Source organism: Rhizobacter sp. Root1221 (assembly GCF_001425785.1).
Taxonomy (GTDB): Bacteria; Pseudomonadota; Gammaproteobacteria; order Burkholderiales; family Burkholderiaceae_C; genus Rhizobacter.
Map to the genome: position 1 here is coordinate 66,326 of NZ_LMDI01000007.1, position 21,269 is coordinate 87,594.

Here is a 21,269-nt window from a genome sequence, read left to right on the forward strand (position 1 = left end):
CTCAGAACGGGAACTTCATGCCGCCGGGCAGCGGCATGCCGGCAGTGAGCTTGCCCATTTTTTCCTGGGACACTTCTTCCGCCCGGCGCAGGCCGTCGTTGAAAGCGGCAGCCACCAGGTCTTCGAGCATGTCCTTGTCGTCGGCCAGCAGGCTCGGGTCGATCACGACCCGCTTGACGTCGTGCTTGCAGGTCATGGTGACCTTCACGAGGCCGGCGCCGGACTGGCCCTCGACCTCGATGGTGCCCAGTTCCTCCTGGGCCTTCTTCAGGTTTTCCTGCATCGCCTGGGCCTGCTTCATCAAGCCGGCGATCTGGTTCTTCATCATGGTGTGATCCTCTACGGGTTCAGTGGAATTTGACCGAGCCGGGCACGATGCGCGCCGTCTTGAACTGCTGCATCAAGGTTTGCACCAGCGGGTCGTTGTGGATGATCTGTTCGGCCTCGGCCTGGCGGCGCAGGCGTTCGGCGGCGGCACGCTGGGCCGGGGTATCGGTGGCGGTGCCGCCCCCCTCCACCTCGAGCCGCACGGGCTGCTTCAGGAGTTCGGCGAGCGCGGCCTGCACCTTGTCGCGCAGCGCGGGCGATCGCAGCATCTCGCGTTCGACCCGCAGGCGCCACACCGGCACGCCGTCCTGCGTCTCGATGGCCAGGCACTGCGCCTGCATGGCCATCTCGCGGGCGAGCGCCGAGATGGCACCCGCGGCACACAGCTGCATCACGACGTCGTTCCAGCGTGTGCCGAGATCGGTGGGTACGTGCACCGGCGCCGGTTTGTCGGCCGGCAACGGGCGGCGCGCCACCGGCGCCACGACCGAGGCCTCGGCAGCCGCTTCGGCGTCCTCGAGGCTGATGGCCGACCCGCCGGCGCCTTCGCCGTCGAAGGGTTGTTCATCGAGCCACGCGGGCGGCTCGGACGACCGGGGCGCCACCCGCGTCGAAGGCGCGGGGGCCACGGCGGCAGGCCGCACGGATTCCCGCGGGACCGGCGGTGCAGCGGCCGCCACGGGTGCAGGCGCGGGGACCGGTGCCGGGGCCGATGCCATCGCAGCTGCCGGCGCGGCCACAGGCGCCGGCGGCGCCTCGGCCGGACGCGACGGCGCGGGGGCGGCCGCCCCCGATGGCCGGAATGCCAGCATGCGAAGCAACACCATCACGAGGCCGCTGTATTCGTCGGGCGCGAGCGCCAGTTCGGCGCGGCCGTGCAGCACGATGCTGTAGAGCAACTGCGTGTCATCGGCCGGCAGGCGGCCCGACAGGCGCACGGCGGCGGCGGAATCGGGGTCGTTGGCATCGAGCGCGTCGGGCACGGCCTGCACCACGGCCATCTGCTGCAGCAGCACGGCCATTTCCTCGAGCGTGCCGGTGGCCGACAGGCCCAGGCCACGCAGGTCGTTCACGGCGGCCACCACCTCGGCGCCCTGCCCCTGGGCCAGCGCGTTGATGAGGCGCACGGCGTGCGTGCGGTCCACCGCACCGAGCATCTGGCGCACGCCGGCTTCGGTGAGCGCGCCGGCGCCAAAGGCGATGGCCTGGTCGGTGAGCGACAACGCATCGCGCATGGACCCGCGCGCGGCACGGGCCAGCAGCCGCAGCGCACCAGGCTCGGCCGTGATCTGTTCGGCCCCGAGCACCGTGCCGAGGTGTTCGAGCACCGTCTGCGGCGCCATGGGCCGCAGGTTGAACTGCAGGCAACGCGACAGCACGGTGGGCGGCACCTTCTGCGGGTCGGTGGTGGCCAGCACGAACTTGAGGTACTCGGGTGGTTCCTCGAGCGTCTTCAGCATCGCGTTGAACGCGGTGGTGGACAGCATGTGCACTTCGTCGATCATGTAGACCTTGAAGCGCCCCATGACCGGCTTGTAGACGGACTGGTCGAGCAATTGCGAGATTTCGTCGACACCGCGGTTGGACGCCGCGTCGAGTTCGACGTAGTCGACAAACCGGCCTGCATCGATGTCGCGGCACGCATCGCACACGCCACACGGGTGGGCGGTGATGCCCCCCTGCCCGTCGGCACCGGTGCAGTTGAGCGCCTTCGCGAGGATGCGCGACACGGACGTCTTGCCCACCCCCCGCGTGCCGGTGAACAGGTAGGCGTGGTGCAGGCGCTGCTGTGTCAGCGCATTGCTCAGCGCCTGGACGACATGCTCCTGGCCCACCAGCGATTCGAAATCGCGGGAGCGGTATTTGCGAGCCAGAACAAGGTAGGACATCCGGCGATTCTACGGTCGCGAGGAGGCGGATCGGCGGTCCTGCCCGATAATCCGGGTTTGGCCAGTCCGCTGGCGCCGACGTCGAAACCCGCTCATGAATTCCAAGCCCACCTCGCCTTCCGCCAACGACACCCTCAGCTACGAGCAGGCCGGCGTCAACTACGACCTGATCGACCCGCTGAAAGTGGCCGCCCAGCGCGCAGCCAAGGCCACCGGTTCGCACCTGCTGGCCCACGGGTTCAGCGAGGTGGAAGCGTCGCGCGGCGAATCCGCCTACGTCGTGGACGTGGGCCCGTTCTACATCGCGTCCATCGTCGAGTGCCTGGGCTCCAAGGCCCTGGTGGCCGACGAGATGAAGGCCCTCACCGGGAAAAGCTACTACGACGGCATCGCGCAGGACACCATCGCGATGGCCATCAACGACTTGATCACCGTGGGCGCCACGCCGCTCGTCGTGCAGGCCTACTGGGCGGCCGGCGGGTCCGACTGGTTCGGCGATGCACAGCGTGCACAAGCCCTCGTGGCGGGCTGGAAACGCGCCTGCGACGTATGCAGCGTGGCCTGGGGCGGTGGCGAGACCCCCGCGCTCGCCGGCATCGTGGCCGATGGCCGCATCGACCTCGCCGCCAGCTGCACCGGCCTCATCAACCCGAAGGAACGCCTGTCGGTGGGCGACAAGCTCGCCCCCGGAGACGCCATCGTGCTGCTGGCCTCCAGCGGCATCCACGCCAACGGCCTGAGCCTCGCGCGCAAGCTGGTCGAGCGCCTGCCCCAGGGTTACCTCACCGAGGTGGAACCGGGCCTCACGTACGGCGAAGCGCTGCTCGCGCCCACCGTGCTGTACTCGCCCGTGACGGAAGCCCTCTACAAGGCCGGCATCGTGCCGAACTACTGCGCCAACATCACCGGCCACGGCTGGCGCAAGCTGCTGCGCCACCCCGCCACGCACACGTACCGAATCCACACCGTGCCCGCGGTCACGCCGGTGCTCAAGTTCATCCAGCAACACGCCAAGCAGGACGACTTCGAGGCCTACGGCACGCTCAACATGGGCGCGGGGTTTGCACTGTTCGTGAAGGCAGCAGACGCCGAGCGCACCGTGGCGGTCGCCAAGGCCCAGGGCATCGATGCCATCGTGGCCGGCCAGGTCGAGGCGGGCCCGAAGAAACTCGTGATCGAACCGCTGAACATCGAGTTCGGTGACGACGCCTTGCAACTTCGTTGACCTTTTTTGGGGTGACCCCGCCGTCTGCCGTTACAATCGTCGGCGACGGGCCTCCCCGCATGGAAGCGCGGCCAACCGGGTCAGGTCGGGAACGAAGCAGCCCCAACCGTTGTGACCAGTGCCGGGGTCAGGCTCGTCACCCTTGATGGTGCCCCCTACGGCGCTTCGCGCCGGTCCCCCCGAGGGGGAGCCCGCGGTCGCCCGGGAGACCCGGGCTCGGCGGTAGCTTGATCTGCGGCTTCGCTTTGCTCGCCTGCCTGGCGTTCGCGGTTCGGGGCATTGCTCGCTGCGCGTCGCTCGCCCCTCCCCCATTTCTTGTTTCCTTGTTTCGACGCTGCCCTCGTTGGCGTCATGGCCCGCGGTCAGCCCAGCGCGTAGCAGCGCATCGCGCTCGCGGAGCTCGGGGGCGGCGGAGGTGCCACGCCGTCGAACACCAGGTTGCGCGGTGGCGGACACGCGGCACCCGATTTCATCAACTGCTGCAGGACCATGCCGTCTTCGTCGAAGACCTCCGCCAGGAAGCGGTGGTCGCCGTTGAACAGGAGGGCCCGGGGCGCGTCGGCCGGGCCGAAGAGAATCATGTACTTCGCGCGATGGGAGAGGTCCATCGGATGCCTCGAGATTCTTCGTTTCGTGTTGAATGTCATGCTACGGATCGGGGGTGAATTCCGACAGCGGCGGCCGGCTGATCACGCTGTGAGAAAACGCCGACAGTTCGCGCCGACAGTTCGCGCCGACAGTTCGCGCCGACAGCTCGCGCCGACAGTTCGCGCAAGCCCGTCACACGCGCGGCTTGCCCGGCGACTTCTGCTTCTGGTAGGCCTCGTTCGACGGGGGACCGCGATCGGTGTCCACACGGCCGGCCGCCACGTCGTCGTGCGCCTGGCGCATCTTCGGACGCGGCTCGCTGCGCTGGCTGTCGGCCGACTCGTCGCGTTCGTGCGGCAGGCGTGGCACCGACTCGGGCACGCCGGTCTTGCCGGGGCCGGTCTGCACCGGACGGGTGTGGGGTTGGGGCTTGTCAGCGGCCATGGCGGGGCTCCGTGTTGCGCGCCGGCACGGCATGCGGCCCGGCGCTGGGCCAACGATAGGCGGCCACGTGCAGCAGGCCCAGGGCGGCACACTCAACCCCGTGTAGGACGACGCCGGATTCACGAGACCCCTCTCCCGCAGCACGAAATAAAAGGCGCCCGGCCGCACCTGGCCGGGCGCCTTCCTCTCTTCCTCGCTCTCTCTCCTTCGGGCCTCCTCCTGCCCTCTCCTCCACAATTCAACGCATGTACTTGCCGCCGGGGCCCACGATCGTGATCTCGACGAGCGGGTAGTCGACGTGGATTCTTGCAATACTGCACACCCGTTCAACAAGGGGGAAACCCGCGCATCGGGAGGGGCGATGCCGAGAAACGTGACCGGCATCACGCCCTGCAAGGGCGTCCGCCGAACGGGCGTTCAGTTCGACTGCTTGAAGGCCATCACGGCCTGGTTGCGCAAGGTGCGAAGCAGCGAGAGTTCCTTCTCTCCGAGGTTGATGCCGCCCGGTTCGGCCTTGTCCGCATAGATGAGGGCGAACGGCGCCCCCTTCATGAGCAGCGGCAGCAGCAGGAACGCGGGCGCGTTCACCGACTTGCGGTACCACGCGGGCAGCCGCGCGGCGATGTTGCCGACGGTGGTGTCGGTGATGAGCGTGTCGGCGCCCTTCAGGCACACCGCGGTGAAGAGGTCGGGCGGCGTGCCGGCGGCCGGCTTGAGGGCCACCTTGAAGTTCTGTGACACCACCTCGACACCCTGCCCCAGCCCGAAACGGCCGGTGAGCGTCTCGGTCTTCGGGTCGCGCAGGCAGAAGACGATGCGCTGGAAACCGAGGGCGCGCAGCATGGTCTCGAGGATCATGCGCAACACCTCGTTCAGCTTGAAATCCTCGACCATCGTGTTCGTGATGTCCTGGATGCCGGCGGCCAGCATGGCGGCTGCGCGCTGCCCGTCGTCGGGCGACGACGGGTGGCCGGCCCGGGCATCGATGTCGGCACCCGTCGGCAGCGTGGCATGCAGTGCGTGTTCCGTGAGGCTGTCGGGCGGTTCGGTCGAGCCCGTGCCGTTGCCCCGGGACACCAGCAGCTTGCGCATGGGCGAACCCGGCTGCACCTGCAGCCCCATCGCGCGGGCGAGCTCGGCCACCCGCTGCTGGGCCAGCACGGCAGCGGCCTGCATCTCGCGGGCGCTGACACCCAGCACGCGCGTGTACTTCTCGGCGACGCGGGCGATGGCCGCGCTGGACTGCCCCGGTTCGGCCTGCAGCAGCACGTCAGTCACCTCGTTGGCCACGAATGCCATCCAGCGCTGGCGCTCGCCCGGCTTGTCTGACGGGCGTGGAGGCACGTCGCCCGTGGGCTTGCGCATGCAGCGCTGGAGCCCTTCCGGCAGCCCCCACGCCTTGGCCACGCCCACGCCGAGTTCCTCGAAGCTCAGGCCCAGCACCTTGAACGACACCGCGTCCTCGCTGGGCACCGGGGTGCCGGGTGAGACCGGTGCGGTGCGCAGGCTGCGCACCTGGCGCGCCTCTTCCGGGAAGTAGAACTCGGTGAGGAGGCGCCCCAGGTTCTGGAACATGGCACCGATGAACGCTTCCTCGCCGTCACGTGCGGCAGCGCCCAGTTCGCTGGCGAGCGAACCGGCCATCAGCGAGCGAAGGAACTCCTCCTTGAGCTGGTTGGCATGCGCCTTGTCGTGCATGTGCTCCAGCAGCACGAGGCTGAGCGCCATGTTGCGGATGCCGGCGAACCCGATGAGCGCCACCGCCCGCGAGACGGTGCTGATGCTGCCCCCGCCCGCCTGGCTGAAGTGCGCGGTGTTGACCATGCGCAGCAGCTTGTTCGTGAGCGCCACGTCCTTCAGGATCTCGCCCGAGAGGCTCGACAGGCTCTCGTTTTCGGAGTTGGCCACGCGCTGGATGCGTCCCACCGAATCGGACAGCGCCGGAAAATCGGTTTTGTGACGCATGCGGCGCAGCAGGAAATCGAGCGTGCCGCTGCCACCGGCGGCCGCATCCGTGCTGCCCGGCGGATTGAGCCACTGCAGCAGCGCATCGCGCAGTTCGGCCGCGCTGGCGTGCCGTTTCAGCGGGTCGCGTGCCATGCCACGCAGCACGATGGCCCGCAGCGTGTCGTCGGCCTCCGGCGGAATGCCATCGGGCAAGGCCAAGTCTTCGTGGGTTACGCGGTACATGGCCCGGTAGGGGTCGCGCTCGGCGATCACCGGGCGGCCGGCCAGCAACTCGGCCAGCACCAGGGCCGCGGAAAACACGTCCATGGCCGGCGCGGGCTTGACCCCTTGCGTGGCCTCGGGCGACAGGTAGCCCGGCGTGCCCACCACCTGCTGCTTCGCGGCATCGGTGACCCGGGCCGCGATGCCGAAGTCCATCACCCGCGGGCGGGCCTGGTCGTCGAGCAGGATGTTCGAGGGTTTCAGGTCGCGGTGCACCACGCCAGCGGCATGCGCCACCTGCAGCGCATCGAGCACATGCACGATCAACTGCACCGCCTCGCGGACGGGCATGGGCCCCTTGGCCTTCAGCCGTTCGGCCAGCGTGCCGCCGGCCACGTACTCGAACACCAGGTAGGCCTGGTGCTCGTGCATGTCCGCCTCGAAGAGCGGCACGATGTGCGGGTGGTTCAGGCGGCTGACGCTGCGCGCCTCCTGCAGCCACGGATTCACGGCGTTGACCGTGGCGCCCACGTGCATCAGCTTGACCGCCACCTCGCGCTCCAGGCGCGGGTCGAACGCGAGCCACACGGTGGCTTGCGCACCACGGCCAAGCTGGCGGCGCAGCTCGAATCGGCCAAGGGTCGCCGCGGCGGGAGCGAGGAAAGTCATGGAGGGCGTTGCGCGAGGCAGGTCAGTGGGCGTTGCGCGACGCGATCGAGCGGGCGAACGCCGATGGCGCAGCCGGCGCGGGCGCCTCGGACGACGGTGCCGGCGCCGACCCGCGCGGTGTCGCCACCGATGTGCCGGTCTTGAGCGCGGCGCGCGCGCCCTGCAGGGCCTCACCGATCTCGCGGGACGTGACCTCGAGCACGCGGCCGTAGCGCTGCGCCACCGCCGCCAACGCCGCGCCCACCTTCGTGGGCGGCACCTCGGTGATCACATCCACCACCTCGTTGGCGATGCTGGCGGCGATGCGAAGCATGTCGCCGTCGCTGTCCGCTGCGCGCACGGGCCGTTCCACCGGGAGACGGCGCACCATGTGCAGCACCTCGTCATTGAGACCCCAGTGCCGCGCCACGGCGGCGCCGAGGCTTTCGCTGTCGACCCCGAGCACGGCAAACGACGCCGCAGCCTCGGTCATGCCGGGTTCCTCGGGTTCACCGGCAGCGGCCGGCGGCAAGGTCTTCATCAGGTCGCGGATCTGCCCGGCTTCCTCGGGGAAGTGGTACTGGACCAGAAGGCGCCCCAGGTTCTGGAGCACCGTGACGAGGTAGACGACCTCGGGGTCGTACCCCGCCGGCCGCAGGATCTGGGCGGTGTGGCCGGCCAGCCGCACGCGGTCCATGAGCTTTTCGAGCGATTCGGCCTGGGGCTCGGACAGCGGGCCGGGCCAGGCGCGCAGCGCCGAGGCGGCCTGGCGCAAGCCCTTGAGGCCCACCAGCGCGATGGCCCGCCGCAGGGTCAGCACGGGTGCACTCCCCGACGCCTGGGTGCCTTGGACCTGGGCGGAATTCACGTGGCGCAGCAGCTCGAAGCTCAGCGCCATGTCCTGCAGCACCTGCTCGGCCATTTCATCGGTGCGCTGGCCTTCGGCCAACGCGAGCCGGGCCACGCGGGCACCCACGCCCGGCGTGGCCGGCAGGTGGCCCACGGTGTGCAGGCGGTCGAGCAGCAGGGCCAGTGGCCCCCCTGAATCGGCCGCGGCGGCTTCACGCCAGCCGTTCAGCGCCGTGAGCAGCGTGCGGGCGTTGTGGTACCGCTGGCGCTCCTGGCGGTCGGTGGCGCGGTTGGCGATGGCGCGCAGGCCCTCGGCCACCGGCTGGGGCGTGGTCCAGGGCAGCCGGATGATGTCGCGTCCCGTGGGCGGGAGGCGGTCGACGACCTTGGCCGTGTCGGGCTCTTCGAGCGCCGGCTGGCCGCACAACAGCAGGTGCAGCAGCACGCCAGCGGTCAGCACGTCGCGGCGGGCCGCCGCGCGGCCGGCCTGCAGGCCGTTGACGTCCACCGGGGCCGTGCGGCCACCGGCATCGGCCGAATGGGCCACGCCACAGGCGGCCAGGGCCATGATGCGCACCACTCCCTGCTCGCTCACGAGCACCTGATGGGGTTGCAGGTCACCGTGGGCCACGCCGGCCTCATGGGCAAACGCGAGGCCCTCGAGCAGCTGGATGGTCCATTCGACCGCATCGGCCGCGGCCATGGACCGCTGTGCCTCGAGGCGTTCGCCCAGCGTCTGGCCCAGCTCGCGGTCGACGGCCACGTAGGGCCAGTGTTCGTGCACACCGATCTCGACCACGTGGGCAAGGTTCGGGTGGTTCAGGCGCGCGGCCCGCTCGGCCTCGCTCTTCCACGCATGCAGTGCGGCCTCGTCGGCCGGCTGCACGCGGGGCATCGTCAGCATGACCTCCTGCGAGGACCGCGGATCGAACGCGAGCCACGCCATGCTCCGCACGCTCTTGCCCAGCAGCCGGCGCAGTTCGAAGCGGCCGAACGCCCGTGTGGGCGGCGGCTTGGCAGCAGGGGTATCGGTGGCGGACATCGGCGTCGGATCGGCGAATTCGGGGGGATGGCAGTTCTACCGTATTGGAACTCGGCAACCTGTCGGCGATGCGCTGATCAAGTGCCCGAAAGCGGGCCTAATCCCGGTTCCTGCGACTGATGAACCCCTCGCTCGCACGACCTCGCTATCGGGGCCATAGCAGGGGTGTCGGCGCCCTCGAAGGCAGTGTGCGAACCTTTGTGTCAAAATTGCCCCACCTTTCCACTTGGCCTTCCGCACGAGTGGCCCATGCTTTAGGACCCGACCATGAGCAGCGAACTGATCAAACACACCACGGACGCATCTTTCGACAGCGACGTGCTTCAAGCCGGCCAGCCAGTGCTGGTGGACTATTGGGCCGAGTGGTGTGGCCCTTGCAAGATGATCGCCCCGATCCTCGACGAAGTATCGAAAGACTACGACGGCCGCCTGAAGATCGCCAAGATGAACGTCGACGAAAACCGCGACGTGCCCGCCAAGTTCGGCATCCGTGGCATTCCCACGCTGATGCTGTTCAAGGACGGCCAGCTTGCCGCCACGAAAGTGGGTGCATTGTCGAAAGCCCAGTTGACGGCGTTCCTCGACGGTCATCTATAATCTGCTCAACGTGCGATGAAGCCGGCGTTCGCTGAACCCAGCCGCCCCGACTTCACCGCCTGAGATTTGCCACCCGGCCTGCCAGGCCTCGTTCTGGCGGCGTCCGGGTTCGGCCCCCCTCCCCTGCTTTTTGGTTGTACCCGGGCTTTGCCCGGTCTGTATGTCCGGGCAAAGCCCGGTTCGGTATGCCCGGTCCTGATCGGGCCATCCGGTTTTTCCGCGAGTTTCCCGCGGGCCTCCACCGGCCAGTCCATCGGCTTGACGTGGGTGCCATTGCAGTGACACGCGCGGCACACTGCCAGCCCAGCGCCAGCCCAGCTGGTTTCATCCCAGGGTCCCCACCCATGCACCTGTCAGAACTGAAAGCCCTCCACGTCTCCGAGCTCATCAAGATGGGCGAGGAACTGGAAATCGACAACGTCACGCGCATGCGCAAGCAGGAGCTGATGTTCGCGATCATGAAAAAGCGCGCCAAGGGGGGCGAGCAGGTCTTCGGTGACGGCGTGCTCGAAGTGCTGCCCGACGGCTTCGGCTTCCTGCGCGCGCCCGATGCAAGCTACATGGCGTCCACCGACGACATCTACCTGTCGCCGAGCCAGATCCGCCGCTTCAACCTCCACACCGGCGACGCGGTCGAAGGCGAAGTGCGGGTGCCGAAGGACGGCGAGCGCTACTTCGCCCTCGTCAAGGTCGACCGTGTCAACGGCGTGACCCCGGAGGAAAGCAAGCACAAGATCATGTTCGAGAACTTGACCCCGCTGTTCCCGAAGGAACAGTTCAAGCTCGAACGCGACATCAAGGCCGAGGAAAACATCACCGGCCGCATCATCGACCTGATCGCCCCGCTCGGCAAAGGCCAGCGCGCGCTGCTCGTCTCCGCGCCCAAGAGCGGCAAGACGGTGATGATGCAGAACCTCGCGCACGCACTCACCACGAACTACCCCGACGTCTACCTCATCGTGCTGCTCGTCGACGAGCGCCCCGAGGAAGTGACCGAAATGCAGCGCACGGTGCGCGGCGAAGTCATCAGCTCCACCTTCGACGAACCCGCGGCACGCCACGTGCAGGTGGCCGAGATGGTCATCGAGCGCGCCAAGCGCCTGGTCGAGATGAAGAAGGACGTGATCATCCTCCTCGACTCGATCACCCGCCTCGCCCGCGCCTACAACAACGTGCTGCCGTCGTCCGGCAAGGTGCTCACCGGCGGTGTCGACTCCAACGCCCTGCAGCGCCCGAAGCGCTTCTTCGGCGCCGCGCGCAACATCGAGGAAGGTGGCTCGCTCACCATCATCGGCACCGCGCTGGTCGACACCGGCAGCCGCATGGACGAAGTGATCTACGAAGAGTTCAAGGGCACCGGCAACTGCGAAATCCACCTGGATCGCCGCATGGCCGAGAAACGGGTGTACCCGTCGATCCTGCTGAACAAGTCGGGCACCCGCCGCGAAGAGCTGCTGCTGAAGCCGGAAATCCTCCAGAAGACCTGGATCCTGCGCAAGCTGCTGTACTCGATGGACGAAATCGAGGCGATGGAATTCATCCTCGACAAGATGAAGTCGACGAAGACCAACCTGGACTTCTTCGACATGATGCGCCGCGGCGGCTGACGCCCCGACGCATCCCCGGGGGCCCCGCCCCCCAGGCCGTGCGCACGAAAATGTGGCGCATGGCCGTTCTCTGACGTTATAATCTGCGGTTTCCCGCATTCTGGAAAGTGCTCCGAACGGTTCGGCGTGGCTTCCGGGTTCACCAGCGACAAAAGGCATTCCGATGAAAGAAGGCATTCACCCCAACTACCGCGACATCTGCTTCGTGGACTTGTCGAACGGTTTCAAGTTCGTGGTGCGTTCGTGCGCGCAAACGAAGGAAATGACCAAGCTCGACGACGGCCGTGAAGTGCCGCTGTTCAAGCTCGAAACCACGAGCGAATCGCACCCCTTCTACACCGGCACGCAGAAGAGCGTGGACTCGCTGGGCGGCCGTGTCGAGAAGTTCCGCAACAAGTTCGCCCACCTGAAGAAGTGATCTTCAGGCTGCGCACGCAGCTTGTGCGGCACCTTCGCAGGAAGGTGCCACCCACGGAAAAGGCAGCTTCGGCTGCCTTTTTTGTTGCCTGGTTTTCGGTGCCCGGAAACCAGGCCCCCGGGAGAAGGCACCCTCGGCCCCCTATTTTGTTGCCTTGGTTTTCATTGCAGCATCACGGTGCGGCCGCGCTTGCGGCATCATCTCGACCTTTGTGACACGCTGACCCCTTGAACTCGCCGAATCCCGCCCTTGTCACCGAACGCGCGGCCACGCGCCTGCCGCGGGTCGCCCTGCTGTTGCTGTGCGCGGCCTACCTGCTGCCGGGCCTGTTCGGCCGTGACCCCTGGAAGAGCGCCGACATCACGGCGTTCGGCTACATGGTGAGCCTCGCCAAGGGCCACGGGTCCTGGCTCATGCCCACCGTGGGGGGCTTGCCGGGCGACGGCGCGCTGCTGCCGTACTGGCTGGGAGCCGGGTTCATCGAACTGCTGGGGCCGTGGCTGGGGGCGCCGCTGGCGGCCCGCATCCCGTTCGCGCTGCTGCTGGGCCTGGTGATGATGCTGACCTGGTACAGCACCTTCCACCTGGCGCGCACCGAGGCCGCTCAACCGCTCGCCTTTGCCTTCGGCGGGGAGGCCAAACCCATCGACTACGCCCGTGCGGTGGCCGATGGCGCGCTGCTCGCGCTGATCGCCACGCTCGGCCTGCTGCAGCTCGGACATGAAACCACCCCCGAACTCGGCCAGTTGGCCGGGGCGGCGCTGTTTCTCTATGCCCTCGCTGCGAGCCCGTTCCGGGTGAAGCAGTCCCGCGCCGCCGTGCTGGCGTCGTTGCCGGTGATGGCCGCCAGCGGCGCACCCAGCATCGCCATGGCGCTCGGGGTGGCCGGCATCATCCTCTGCACCCAGTCCAGCTACGAGGCGGTGCGCAAGCAGGTGGTGTGGGTGATCGGCGCCATGGTGCTGGCCGTGATGGCCGCCACCGTGTTCGGCGCCTGGGGCTGGCGCCTGCGCTACGACCGGATCGGGTCGCTCGTGGCCCTGCTGCGCCAGTTGCTGTGGTTCCTGTGGCCCGCCTGGCCACTGGCCTTGTGGACCCTCTGGCGCTGGCGCAAGCACCTGCTGCACCGGCACATCTCGGTGCCACTGGCCGGGGTGCTGATCGCGCTGGCCGCCTTTCTGGCCATGGGCCGATCCGACCGGGCCCTGATGCTCGCCCTGCCCTCGCTGGCCGTGCTGGCCGCGTTCATCCTGCCCACGCTGCAGCGCAGCACGGCTGCCGCGCTCGACTGGTTCTCGGTGTTCTTCTTCACCATCGGCGCGCTGTTCATCTGGGTGATGTACGTGGCCATGCAGACGGGTTGGCCTGCCAAGCCGGCGGCCAACGTGGCCAAGCTGGCCATCGGGTTCACGCCCACGTTCTCGTGGATCGCCCTGGTGCTGGCATTGCTGGGGTCGGCGGCCTGGCTGTGGCTCGTCCAGTGGCGCACGGGCCGCAACCGGCATCCGCTGTGGAAGAGCCTCGTGCTGCCCGCCAGCGGCGTGGCGCTGTGCTGGCTCCTCGCGATGACGCTGTGGCTGCCGGTGCTCGACTACGGCCTGAGCTACCGGGCCCTCGTGGCCCGCGCCAGCCCGCACGTGCCGCCCGGCGCCTGCGTGGCTGCACCCGGCATGAACCGCGGCCTGATCGTCGCGTTCGAGTATTTCGGCGGCTACGCGGTGGACGCGGTCAGCGACGAACAGAGTTCGGACTGCCCCGTGCTGGTGGTCACCGAGAACCGGGTGGATCGCCCGGCGGTCAGCGTGGGCTGGACGCTGGTGGCACGCGAGGTGCGCCCCACCGACAACGACACGATCGTGGCGATCTACAAGCGCACGCGCCTGGCCGATCGCTGATCGGATCAGAGGCTGAGAGTTTTTCGAGCGTGCCCGAGCAGCACGCCAAAAGGCGGCCGATCTAGGCGCGAAGCGCAGCCATAGCTCGGGCTATGGCGAGCATTCGCAACGACGAGCGGCCGTCTTTTGGCGTGATGAGCGGGCATGATCGAAAGACTCTCAGCCTCTCAGGCCGCCGAGCGCTGTTCGCCGGGGGTGGTCACCCGCGGCGTGCTGGCCCGCACGCGGGCCGCGGGCAGGATCAGGCTGAACCGGGAGCCCTTGCCCACCTCGCTCTGCACTTCCAGCTCGCCACCGTGGCGCTGCACCACATGCTTGACGATCGACAGGCCGAGGCCCGTGCCGCCGGTGTCACGCGAGCGGCTCCCGTCCACGCGGTAGAACCGCTCGGTAAGACGCGGGATGTGCTCGCGGTCCACCCCGATGCCGGTATCACTGACCGCCACCTCGCCCGAACCGTCGTCACGCAGACGCCACGTCACCGTGACGCGGCCGCCTTCCGGCGTGTACCGAACCGCGTTGTTGACGAGGTTGGTGAGCGCGCTGAGCAGTTCGGGTTCGTTGCCAGCCAGTTGCGCCGGGCAATCGCCGGGAAACCGCAGCGTGTGCCGCCCGGACGACAACGCCGCAGCGTCCGCCTCCGACTGCCCGAACAACTTGGCCAGAGGCACCCAGCGGTCGCTCGCGGGCCGGGGGCTGCCCTCCAGCTGGGCCAATGTCAGCAGGTCGGCCACGAGGGTCTGCATGCGCTGGGTCTGCTGCCCCATCAGCATCAGCACCCGTTTGCGCTCCACCTCGGTGAGCGGCAGGCTGTCCATGGTCTCGATGAAACCGGACACCACCGTCAGCGGGGACCGGATCTCGTGCGACACGTTGGCCACGAAATCACGGCGCATGGCGTCGGCACGTTCGCGCTGCGTGACGTCCTGCGACAGCACGAGCCGCAGGCCTTCTCCGTACGTGCGGATCACGATGGACAAGGTGCCCCGCCCGCGCAGGTCGGGCACCAGCAACGGTTCGGTGGTGCTTGGCAACTGGAGCGCTGCCACGAAGCCCGGCGCGCGCACCAGGTTCGTCACCGGCTGCATGCGGTCGCGCTCGGGGTCGAGGCCGAAATGGTCGGCGGCCACGGAGTTGCACCAGGTGATCTGGTCGTTCGTGTCGAGCAGCAGGATGCCGTTGGGCGATGCCTCCATCGCGGAGAGGAACTGCTCCAACCGCAGCCGTTCCTGCGCGGTGCCACGCTCGCGGTTCCGGATGGACCGCTCCACGCGGTAGCCGATCTCGCCCCAGAAGCCGGTGTCACGCGGCGCGGCCTCTTCCTGCGAGCCCGAGAGCCAGTGGATCAGCCGGTAGCCGCGCACGGTGTCGATCAGCGAGATCACACCCACACCCACGGCGCCGCCCAGCAGCGCCCCGATCAACGGGGCATGGATCGGACCACCCGACCAGTACCCGAGCAACGCACCAGCGGCCATGGCCAGCGCGCCGGCCAGGAAACGGGGAAACAACCAGGTCATCGCGCCCCGCTCAATGGTGAACGCATCCGGTCACGCCGAAAGCGATTGCAGCTGCTGCGTGAGGCGGTAGCCCGCGCCCCGGACGGTTTCGATCATGTTCGCGCAGTTGACCGGCGACAGCGCCTCGCGCAGCCGCTTCACGTGCACGTCGACCGTGCGTTCCTCGATGAACACGTGGTCGCCCCACACGCGGTCAAGCAGCTGCGAGCGGCTGTGCACGCGCTCCGGGTGTGTCATGAAGAAGTGCAGCAGGCGGAACTCGGTGGGGCCGAGGCGCACTTCCTGCGTCTCGCGCGAGACACGCCGCGTGGCCGGATCGAGGCGCAGCATCCCCACTTCCACGGCCGAGTCGAGCGCTTCGGGCGCCTTGCGGCGCAGCACCGCGCGGATGCGGGCCATCAGTTCGTGCGTGGAAAACGGCTTCGTCAGGTAGTCGTCCGCGCCGGCGTCGAGGCCGGAGATCTTGTCGGACTCCTCCGCGCGGGCGGTGAGCATGATGATCGGCAGCTCGCGGGTGCGGGCCTGCGAACGCCAGCGCTTGGCGAGCGCCAGGCCGGATTGGCCGGGCAACATCCAGTCGAGCACGATCAGGTCGGGCAACACCCGATCCACCTGCAGCAGGGCCTCATCGGCCGTGCTGGCAATCACCACCTCATAGCCGGCGTGGCGCAGGTTGATGGACATCAGTTCGGCAATTGCCGACTCGTCCTCGACCACCAGGACTTGACTCATCGGGTTCTCCTGTTGGTCCGGTTCATTTCACCATCGACTCGACGGCGGCCACGGTGTTGTGGCGAACGTCGGTGCCCTTGACGATGTAGATGATGACCTCGGCCAGGTTCTTCGCGTGGTCCCCCACCCGTTCGATGGCCTTGGCCACGAACACGAGGTCGATGCTCGACGAGATGGTGCGCGGATCTTCCATCATGTAGGTGATCAGCTTGCGCAGCAGGCCGTCGAACTCCTGGTCGATCTGGTCGTCCTGCTTGAGCACTTCCACGGCCTTCTGGGTGTCCAGCCGGGCGAAGGCGTCCAGCGCCTTGCGCAGCTGGGCGATCGCCAGTTCGGATTCGTAAGCGAGGTCGTTCACCGGCAGGCGCAGGCGGCTCGACACGCCGGTGTTGATCAGGCGCTGCACCGTGCGGGCGATGCGTGCAGCCTCGTCGCCCACGCGTTCGAGGTTCGCGATGGTCTTCGAGATGGCGATCAGCAGGCGCAGGTCGCGGGCGGTGGGCTGGCGGCGGGCGATGATGGTGGAGAGATCGCGGTCGATCTCGATTTCCATCGTGTTGACGCGCTCTTCATTGCGCAGAACGTCGCTCGCGATGTCGGCGCTGAAGTTCGTCAGCGCGTAGACCGCCTGGGCCACCTGGGATTCGACCAGGCCACCCATTTCGAGCACACGGGTGGAGATGCCGCTGAGTTCGCTGTCGAACTGCGTGGAGAGGTGTTTGTCGGTCATGTCAGTTCCCTGAATCAATGGGGCCGGTTCAGCCGAAGCGACCGGTGATGTAGTCCTCGGTGTCCTTCTTCTTCGGCTTCATGAACAGCTCCGCGGTGGGACCGAACTCGATCAGATCGCCGAGGTACATGTAGGCGGTGTAGTCGGAGCAGCGGGCGGCCTGCTGCATGTTGTGCGTGACGATGACCACGGTGTAGTCGTCCTTCAGCTCGTGGATCAGCTCCTCGATCTTGCCGGTGGAGATGGGGTCCAGGGCCGAACAGGGTTCGTCGAGCAGCAGCACTTCGGGCTTGATGGCGATGCCGCGGGCGATGCACAGGCGCTGCTGCTGGCCGCCGGAGAGGCCGGAGCCGCTCTGGTTGAGCTTGTCCTTGACCTCGTTCCACAACGCGGCCTTCTTCAGCGCCCATTCGACACGTTCGTCCATCTCCACACGCGGCAGCGTTTCGAACAGCCGCACCCCGAAGGCAATGTTGTCGTAGATCGACATCGGGAACGGCGTGGGCTTCTGAAAGACCATGCCGATCTTGGCGCGAATCAGCGACACGTCCTGGCGGGACTTCAGGATGTTCTCACCGTCGATCGTGATCGAGCCTTCGGCGCGCTGCTCGGGGTACAGCTCGAACATGCGGTTGAACGTGCGCAGCAGCGTGGACTTGCCGCAGCCCGACGGACCGATGAAGGCGGTGACCTTCTTCTCGGGGATGTCGAGGTTGATGTGCTTGAGCGCGTGGAAGGCGCCGTAGTAGAAGTTGAGATCGCGGACCGACAGTTTCGAGCGGTCGCTCACGGGGAATTCGACTTTGGTGTCCATGGAACGGTTTCCCTCGAAGAATCAGTTTTTATGGCGGAACAGCACGCGCGCCACGATGTTGAGCGCCAGCACACCGACCGTGATGATGAAGACACCGGCCCAGGCGAGCTTTTGCCAGTTCTCGTACGGGCTCATGGCGAACTTGAAGATCGTGACCGGCAGGCTGGCCATCGGTTCGGTCAGGCTGGAGGTCCAGAACTGGTTGGACAGCGCGGTGAACAGCAGCGGAGCGGTTTCACCGGCGATGCGGGCCAGGGCCAGCAGCACACCGGTGATGACCCCCGCACGGGCCGACTTGAGCGTGATCGTCAAGATGACGCGCCACTTCGGGGTGCCGAGCGCGTAGGCCGCTTCACGGAGCGCGTTGGGCACCAGGGTCAGCATGTTCTCGGTGGTACGAATGACCACCGGGATGACGATCAGCGCGAGCGCCAGGATGCCGGCGATGGCGGAGAACTTCTTGAACTGCGAGACCACCACCGAGTAGATGAAGAGGCCGATGACGATGCTGGGCGCGGACAGCAGGATGTCGTTGATGAAACGCACCGTGTTGCCGAGCCAGGTCTTCTGGCCGTACTCGCCGAGGTAGATGCCGGCGAGCACACCGATGGGCGTGCCCACGCAAGTGGCCAGGCCCACCATCACGAGCGAACCGAAGATGGCGTTGGCCAGGCCGCCGGTGTCGGCCATGGGCGGAGGGGTCATCTCGGTGAAGGTGGCGACGGTGAGGCCGCCGATGCCGAGGCCGATGGTCTCGTACAGGATCCAGAACAACCAGAACAACCCGAAGGCCATGGCGGCCATCGACAGGGTCAGCGCGACCCCGTTGACCACCTTGCGGCGGCGGTGCTTGGCCAGGCGGGCTGCGTCGAGGTTGGTGAACGGCACGGTGCTCATGTGCGGCTTCCTTCGTTCTTCTTCAGGCGGGCCAGCAGCAGCCGCGACAGGGACAACACGACGAACGTGATGAAAAACAGCACGAGGCCGAGGTAGATCAGCGAGGCCTGGTGGAGCCCCTCGCCGGCTTCGGCGAATTCGTTGGCCAGGGCAGACGAGATGCTGTTGGCGGCCTGGAACAGCGACAGGCTGTCGAGCTGGTTGAAGTTGCCGATCACGAACGTGACGGCCATCGTTTCACCCAGGGCGCGGCCGAGGCCGAGCATGATGCCGCCGATGACACCGGTCTTGGTGTACGGCAGTACCACCTTGAACACCACTTCCCAGGTGGTGGAACCGAGCGCGTACGACGATTCCTTGAGCATCGGCGGGGTGACCGCGAACACGTCGCGCATGACCGAGGCGATGAACGGGATGATCATGATGGCGAGGATGATGCCGGCCGACAGGATGCCGATGCCCACCGGGGCACCGGACACAAGGCCCGACAGCACCGGCACGCCGGCAAAGAGCGACTGCAGCGGCTGCTGCACGTAGGTGGCGAGCACCGGGCTGAACACCAGCAGGCCCCACATGCCGTACACGATGGACGGCACGGCCGCCAGCAGCTCGACGGCGATGCCGAGCGGGCGGCGCAGCCAGTTGGGGGACAGTTCGGTCAGGAACAGTGCGATGCCGAAGCTCACCGGCACGGCGATCAGCAGCGCGATGAACGACGTCATCAGCGTGCCGTAGATCATCACCAGGCCACCGAACTTGTTCTGGACGGGATCCCATTCGCTCGTCCAGAGGAAGCTGAGGCCGTATTCCTTGATCGACGGGGCGGCGCCGATCAGCAGCGACACGATGATCCCCGCCAGCATCAGCAGCGTGAGCACGGCGGCGCCATGGGTCAACACCGAGAAGACCGTGTCAGCCCAGGGCGATGTTCGACGGGTCTCGGGGGGCCGCCCCGACGGTTCGGAACGGGACATCTTGTCGTTGTCGTAATGCGATGCGGGAAGTGTAGCGGCCACGGCCCCTCCGAAAATGCAGTTGTCGGGGCGCCGGACATCCGGCGCCCGGGACGATCACTTGAACGCGATGGCCTTGCCGTCGGCGCCCTTGATGTCACCCCATTGCTTGCGCACGAGGTTCTTCACGGCGTCCGGCAATGCGACGTACTCGAGGTCGGCCGCGGCCTTGTCGCCGTTGGCGTACGCCCACTCGAAGAACTTCAGCGAGGCGCCAGCCGATGCGGGCTTGTCCTGCGCCTTGTGCATCATGATGAACGTGGCACCGGTGATGGGCCACGAATCCTTGCCCGGCTGCTCGGTCAGCACCTGGTAGAACGACTTGGCCCAGTCGGCGCCAGCGGCGGCGGCCTTGAACGCGGTGTCGTCCGGGGCGGCAAAGGTGCCATCCTTGTTCTTCAGCAGCGTGTAGGTCATCTTGTTCTGCTTCACGTAGGCGTACTCGACGTAGCCAATCGAGTTCGGCAGGCGCTGCACGAAGGCGGACACCCCTTCGTTGCCCTTGCCACCCGCGCCGGTGGGCCAGTTGACGGCCGTGCCTTCACCCACCTTCGTTTTCCACTCGGCGTTCACCTTCGACAGGTAGTTCGTGAAGATGAAGCTGGTGCCCGAGCCGTCGGCGCGGCGAACCACCGAGATGGCGGCGTCCGGCAGCGGCACACCCGGGTTCAGGGCGGTCAGCGCCGGGTCGTTCCACTTGGTGATCTTGCCGAGGTAGATGTCGCCGAGCACCTGGCCGGTCAGCTTGACCTGGCCGGCGGCGATGCCCTTGATGTTGACGACCGGGATCACCCCGCCGATCACCATCGGGAACTGAACGAGGCCGTCCTTGGCCAGCTCTTCGTCCTTCAGCGGGGCGTCGGACGCGCCGAAGTCGACCGTCTTGCCACGGATCTGCTTGATGCCGGCGCCGGAACCCACCGATTGGTAGTTGATGCGGGCGCCGGTGGCCTTGTTGTACGAATCGGCCCACTTGGCATACAGCGGCGCCGGGAAGCTGGCACCGGCGCCGGTGACGTCCTGCGCCATGGCCACGCCCGTGCCGACGGTGAGGGCCAGGACGGCGGTGGTTCGAATCAGGGGGAAGTTCATTGGCTTACCTTTCTCGCATACTGGCTGAGGGGATGCTGCGAACTGTAAAAGTCGCATGTGACAGACACATGACAATTCGCCCGGGCAGTTGTCACAAAGCAAGATAGAGATAGCCACATTCGGGTAGTCACGCCACTTTCACGGGGTTGTCACATGGGCTCCATAAGCTCGCGGTCGGTCCCGCAGGCCGGGCGTCGGGCTCCGACACCGGCCGGGCAACACGTCACCACCGAGGAGTTCCCGCACATGATGAACAAACGCGCCTGGCTCATCGCCGGCACCGCCGCCACCGCCTTTTTCCTCGCCGGCTGCGCTTCCACGCCTGCCGCCCCGAAAACCGTGGCGGAAGCCATTGCGGCCAACCCGCAACTCACCACGCTGAACAAGCTGATCAATGACAATGACCTGGCCGCCACGCTGAACAGCGCCGGCCCGTTCACCGTGTTCGCACCCACCGATGACGCTTTCAAGGCCGTGCCGGCCCGCACCTGGGAATCCCTGTCGAAGGACAAGGAGCGCGTCGCCGCCCTGCTGAAGTTCCACGTGGTACCGGGCACGATGACCTCGGACATCGTGCGCAACGGCACAGCCCCCACGCTGAACGGCGCCACCGTGGCGCTGTCCAGGTCGGGCACGTTCGTGACGGTCGAAGATGCCGTGGTGACCACGCCGGACCTGAAGGCCGGCAACGGCGTGGTCCACCTCGTGGACCGTGTGCTCACCCCGCCCGCGGCGAAGTGACATGCCGGCCGGCCGCGCCCTCCCGGGCGCCG

19 protein-coding genes and 1 other RNA gene are annotated in these 21,269 nt (G+C 67.3%); 7 read left to right on the forward strand and 13 right to left on the reverse strand.

What is annotated here, in order from left to right; genetic code table 11:
• Window position 1 precedes the first annotated feature (1 nt).
• Both ASC87_RS06855 and dnaX read right to left on the reverse strand, forming a co-directional pair.
• Window positions 2-328 carry a YbaB/EbfC family nucleoid-associated protein gene (locus ASC87_RS06855; protein ID WP_056658682.1) on the reverse strand — a complete coding sequence of 109 codons (327 nt, stop codon included), beginning with the start codon at window positions 326-328 and terminating at the stop codon, window positions 2-4.
• Between the two features lie 19 nt (window positions 329-347).
• On the reverse strand, window positions 348-2,216 hold the full coding sequence (gene dnaX / locus ASC87_RS06860) for a DNA polymerase III subunit gamma/tau (protein WP_056658685.1): 1,869 nt from the start codon (window positions 2,214-2,216) through the stop codon (window positions 348-350).
• A gap of 94 nt (window positions 2,217-2,310) precedes the next feature.
• Between dnaX and ASC87_RS06865 the strand changes: the two genes are divergently transcribed.
• Together ASC87_RS06865 and ffs are read left to right on the forward strand one after the other, a co-directional pair.
• Window positions 2,311-3,441 carry an AIR synthase-related protein gene (locus tag ASC87_RS06865; RefSeq protein ID WP_056658689.1) on the forward strand — a complete coding sequence of 377 codons (1,131 nt, stop codon included), beginning with the start codon at window positions 2,311-2,313 and terminating at the stop codon, window positions 3,439-3,441.
• 44 nt (window positions 3,442-3,485) lie between these two features.
• Window positions 3,486-3,582, forward strand: an RNA gene (ffs, locus tag ASC87_RS30625) — signal recognition particle sRNA small type.
• A gap of 221 nt (window positions 3,583-3,803) precedes the next feature.
• Here the strand turns inward: ffs and ASC87_RS06870 are convergent.
• The 4 genes from ASC87_RS06870 to ASC87_RS06885 form a co-directional block, all read right to left on the reverse strand.
• Window positions 3,804-4,049 carry a hypothetical protein gene (locus tag ASC87_RS06870; protein ID WP_056658691.1) on the reverse strand — a complete coding sequence of 82 codons (246 nt, stop codon included), beginning with the start codon at window positions 4,047-4,049 and terminating at the stop codon, window positions 3,804-3,806.
• A 172-nt stretch (window positions 4,050-4,221) separates the two neighbouring features.
• A complete protein-coding gene (locus tag ASC87_RS06875; protein WP_056658694.1) occupies window positions 4,222-4,473 on the reverse strand; it encodes a hypothetical protein in 252 nt (83 codons plus the stop codon).
• 417 nt (window positions 4,474-4,890) lie between these two features.
• Window positions 4,891-7,311 carry a serine/threonine protein kinase gene (locus tag ASC87_RS06880; RefSeq protein WP_056658697.1) on the reverse strand — a complete coding sequence of 807 codons (2,421 nt, stop codon included), beginning with the start codon at window positions 7,309-7,311 and terminating at the stop codon, window positions 4,891-4,893.
• A 22-nt stretch (window positions 7,312-7,333) separates the two neighbouring features.
• Window positions 7,334-9,181: an HDOD domain-containing protein gene (locus ASC87_RS06885; RefSeq protein ID WP_056658700.1), complete on the reverse strand. Its 1,848-nt coding sequence runs from the start codon at window positions 9,179-9,181 to the stop codon at window positions 7,334-7,336.
• Window positions 9,182-9,448: 267 nt separating this feature from the next.
• Between ASC87_RS06885 and trxA the strand changes: the two genes are divergently transcribed.
• The 4 genes from trxA to ASC87_RS06905 all read left to right on the forward strand — a co-directional run bounded on the left by trxA (window position 9,449) and on the right by ASC87_RS06905 (window position 13,698).
• Window positions 9,449-9,778, forward strand: a complete 330-nt coding sequence (gene trxA, locus ASC87_RS06890; RefSeq protein ID WP_056658703.1) for a thioredoxin TrxA — start codon at window positions 9,449-9,451, stop codon at window positions 9,776-9,778.
• A 344-nt stretch (window positions 9,779-10,122) separates the two neighbouring features.
• The gene (rho, locus tag ASC87_RS06895; RefSeq protein WP_056658706.1) at window positions 10,123-11,385 is read left to right on the forward strand and encodes a transcription termination factor Rho; all 1,263 of its coding nucleotides are present in this window, start codon (window positions 10,123-10,125) and stop codon (window positions 11,383-11,385) included.
• Window positions 11,386-11,548: 163 nt separating this feature from the next.
• Complete coding sequence (locus ASC87_RS06900) at window positions 11,549-11,803, forward strand: type B 50S ribosomal protein L31 (protein WP_056658709.1); 255 nt, start codon at window positions 11,549-11,551, stop codon at window positions 11,801-11,803.
• A 227-nt stretch (window positions 11,804-12,030) separates the two neighbouring features.
• Entirely contained in the window at window positions 12,031-13,698 is a 1,668-nt protein-coding gene (locus ASC87_RS06905) for a hypothetical protein (protein WP_056658712.1), read from the forward strand.
• 167 nt (window positions 13,699-13,865) lie between these two features.
• On the opposite strand, the gene phoR is transcribed toward ASC87_RS06905, so the two are convergent.
• The 7 genes from phoR to pstS form a co-directional block, all read right to left on the reverse strand.
• Window positions 13,866-15,218: a phosphate regulon sensor histidine kinase PhoR gene (gene phoR, locus ASC87_RS06910; protein WP_056658715.1), complete on the reverse strand. Its 1,353-nt coding sequence runs from the start codon at window positions 15,216-15,218 to the stop codon at window positions 13,866-13,868.
• 30 nt (window positions 15,219-15,248) lie between these two features.
• Entirely contained in the window at window positions 15,249-15,950 is a 702-nt protein-coding gene (phoB, locus tag ASC87_RS06915) for a phosphate regulon transcriptional regulator PhoB (protein ID WP_056658716.1), read from the reverse strand.
• Between the two features lie 22 nt (window positions 15,951-15,972).
• Window positions 15,973-16,680, reverse strand: coding sequence for a phosphate signaling complex protein PhoU (gene phoU / locus ASC87_RS06920; RefSeq protein ID WP_056658719.1), 708 nt, complete (start codon window positions 16,678-16,680; stop codon window positions 15,973-15,975).
• A gap of 28 nt (window positions 16,681-16,708) precedes the next feature.
• Window positions 16,709-17,494 carry a phosphate ABC transporter ATP-binding protein PstB gene (pstB, locus tag ASC87_RS06925; RefSeq protein ID WP_056658721.1) on the reverse strand — a complete coding sequence of 262 codons (786 nt, stop codon included), beginning with the start codon at window positions 17,492-17,494 and terminating at the stop codon, window positions 16,709-16,711.
• A gap of 21 nt (window positions 17,495-17,515) precedes the next feature.
• Window positions 17,516-18,391, reverse strand: a complete 876-nt coding sequence (pstA, locus tag ASC87_RS06930) for a phosphate ABC transporter permease PstA (RefSeq protein WP_056658723.1) — start codon at window positions 18,389-18,391, stop codon at window positions 17,516-17,518.
• A complete protein-coding gene (gene pstC / locus ASC87_RS06935) occupies window positions 18,388-19,365 on the reverse strand; it encodes a phosphate ABC transporter permease PstC (RefSeq protein ID WP_056658726.1) in 978 nt (325 codons plus the stop codon). Before pstC ends, pstA begins: the two co-directional genes overlap by 4 nt.
• A gap of 96 nt (window positions 19,366-19,461) precedes the next feature.
• Window positions 19,462-20,496, reverse strand: a complete 1,035-nt coding sequence (gene pstS, locus ASC87_RS06940) for a phosphate ABC transporter substrate-binding protein PstS (protein ID WP_056658729.1) — start codon at window positions 20,494-20,496, stop codon at window positions 19,462-19,464.
• 246 nt (window positions 20,497-20,742) lie between these two features.
• Here pstS and ASC87_RS06945 point away from each other — a divergent pair, with 246 nt between their 5' ends.
• Complete coding sequence (locus ASC87_RS06945; protein WP_369820739.1) at window positions 20,743-21,237, forward strand: fasciclin domain-containing protein; 495 nt, start codon at window positions 20,743-20,745, stop codon at window positions 21,235-21,237.
• Window positions 21,238-21,269: the final 32 nt, after the last annotated feature.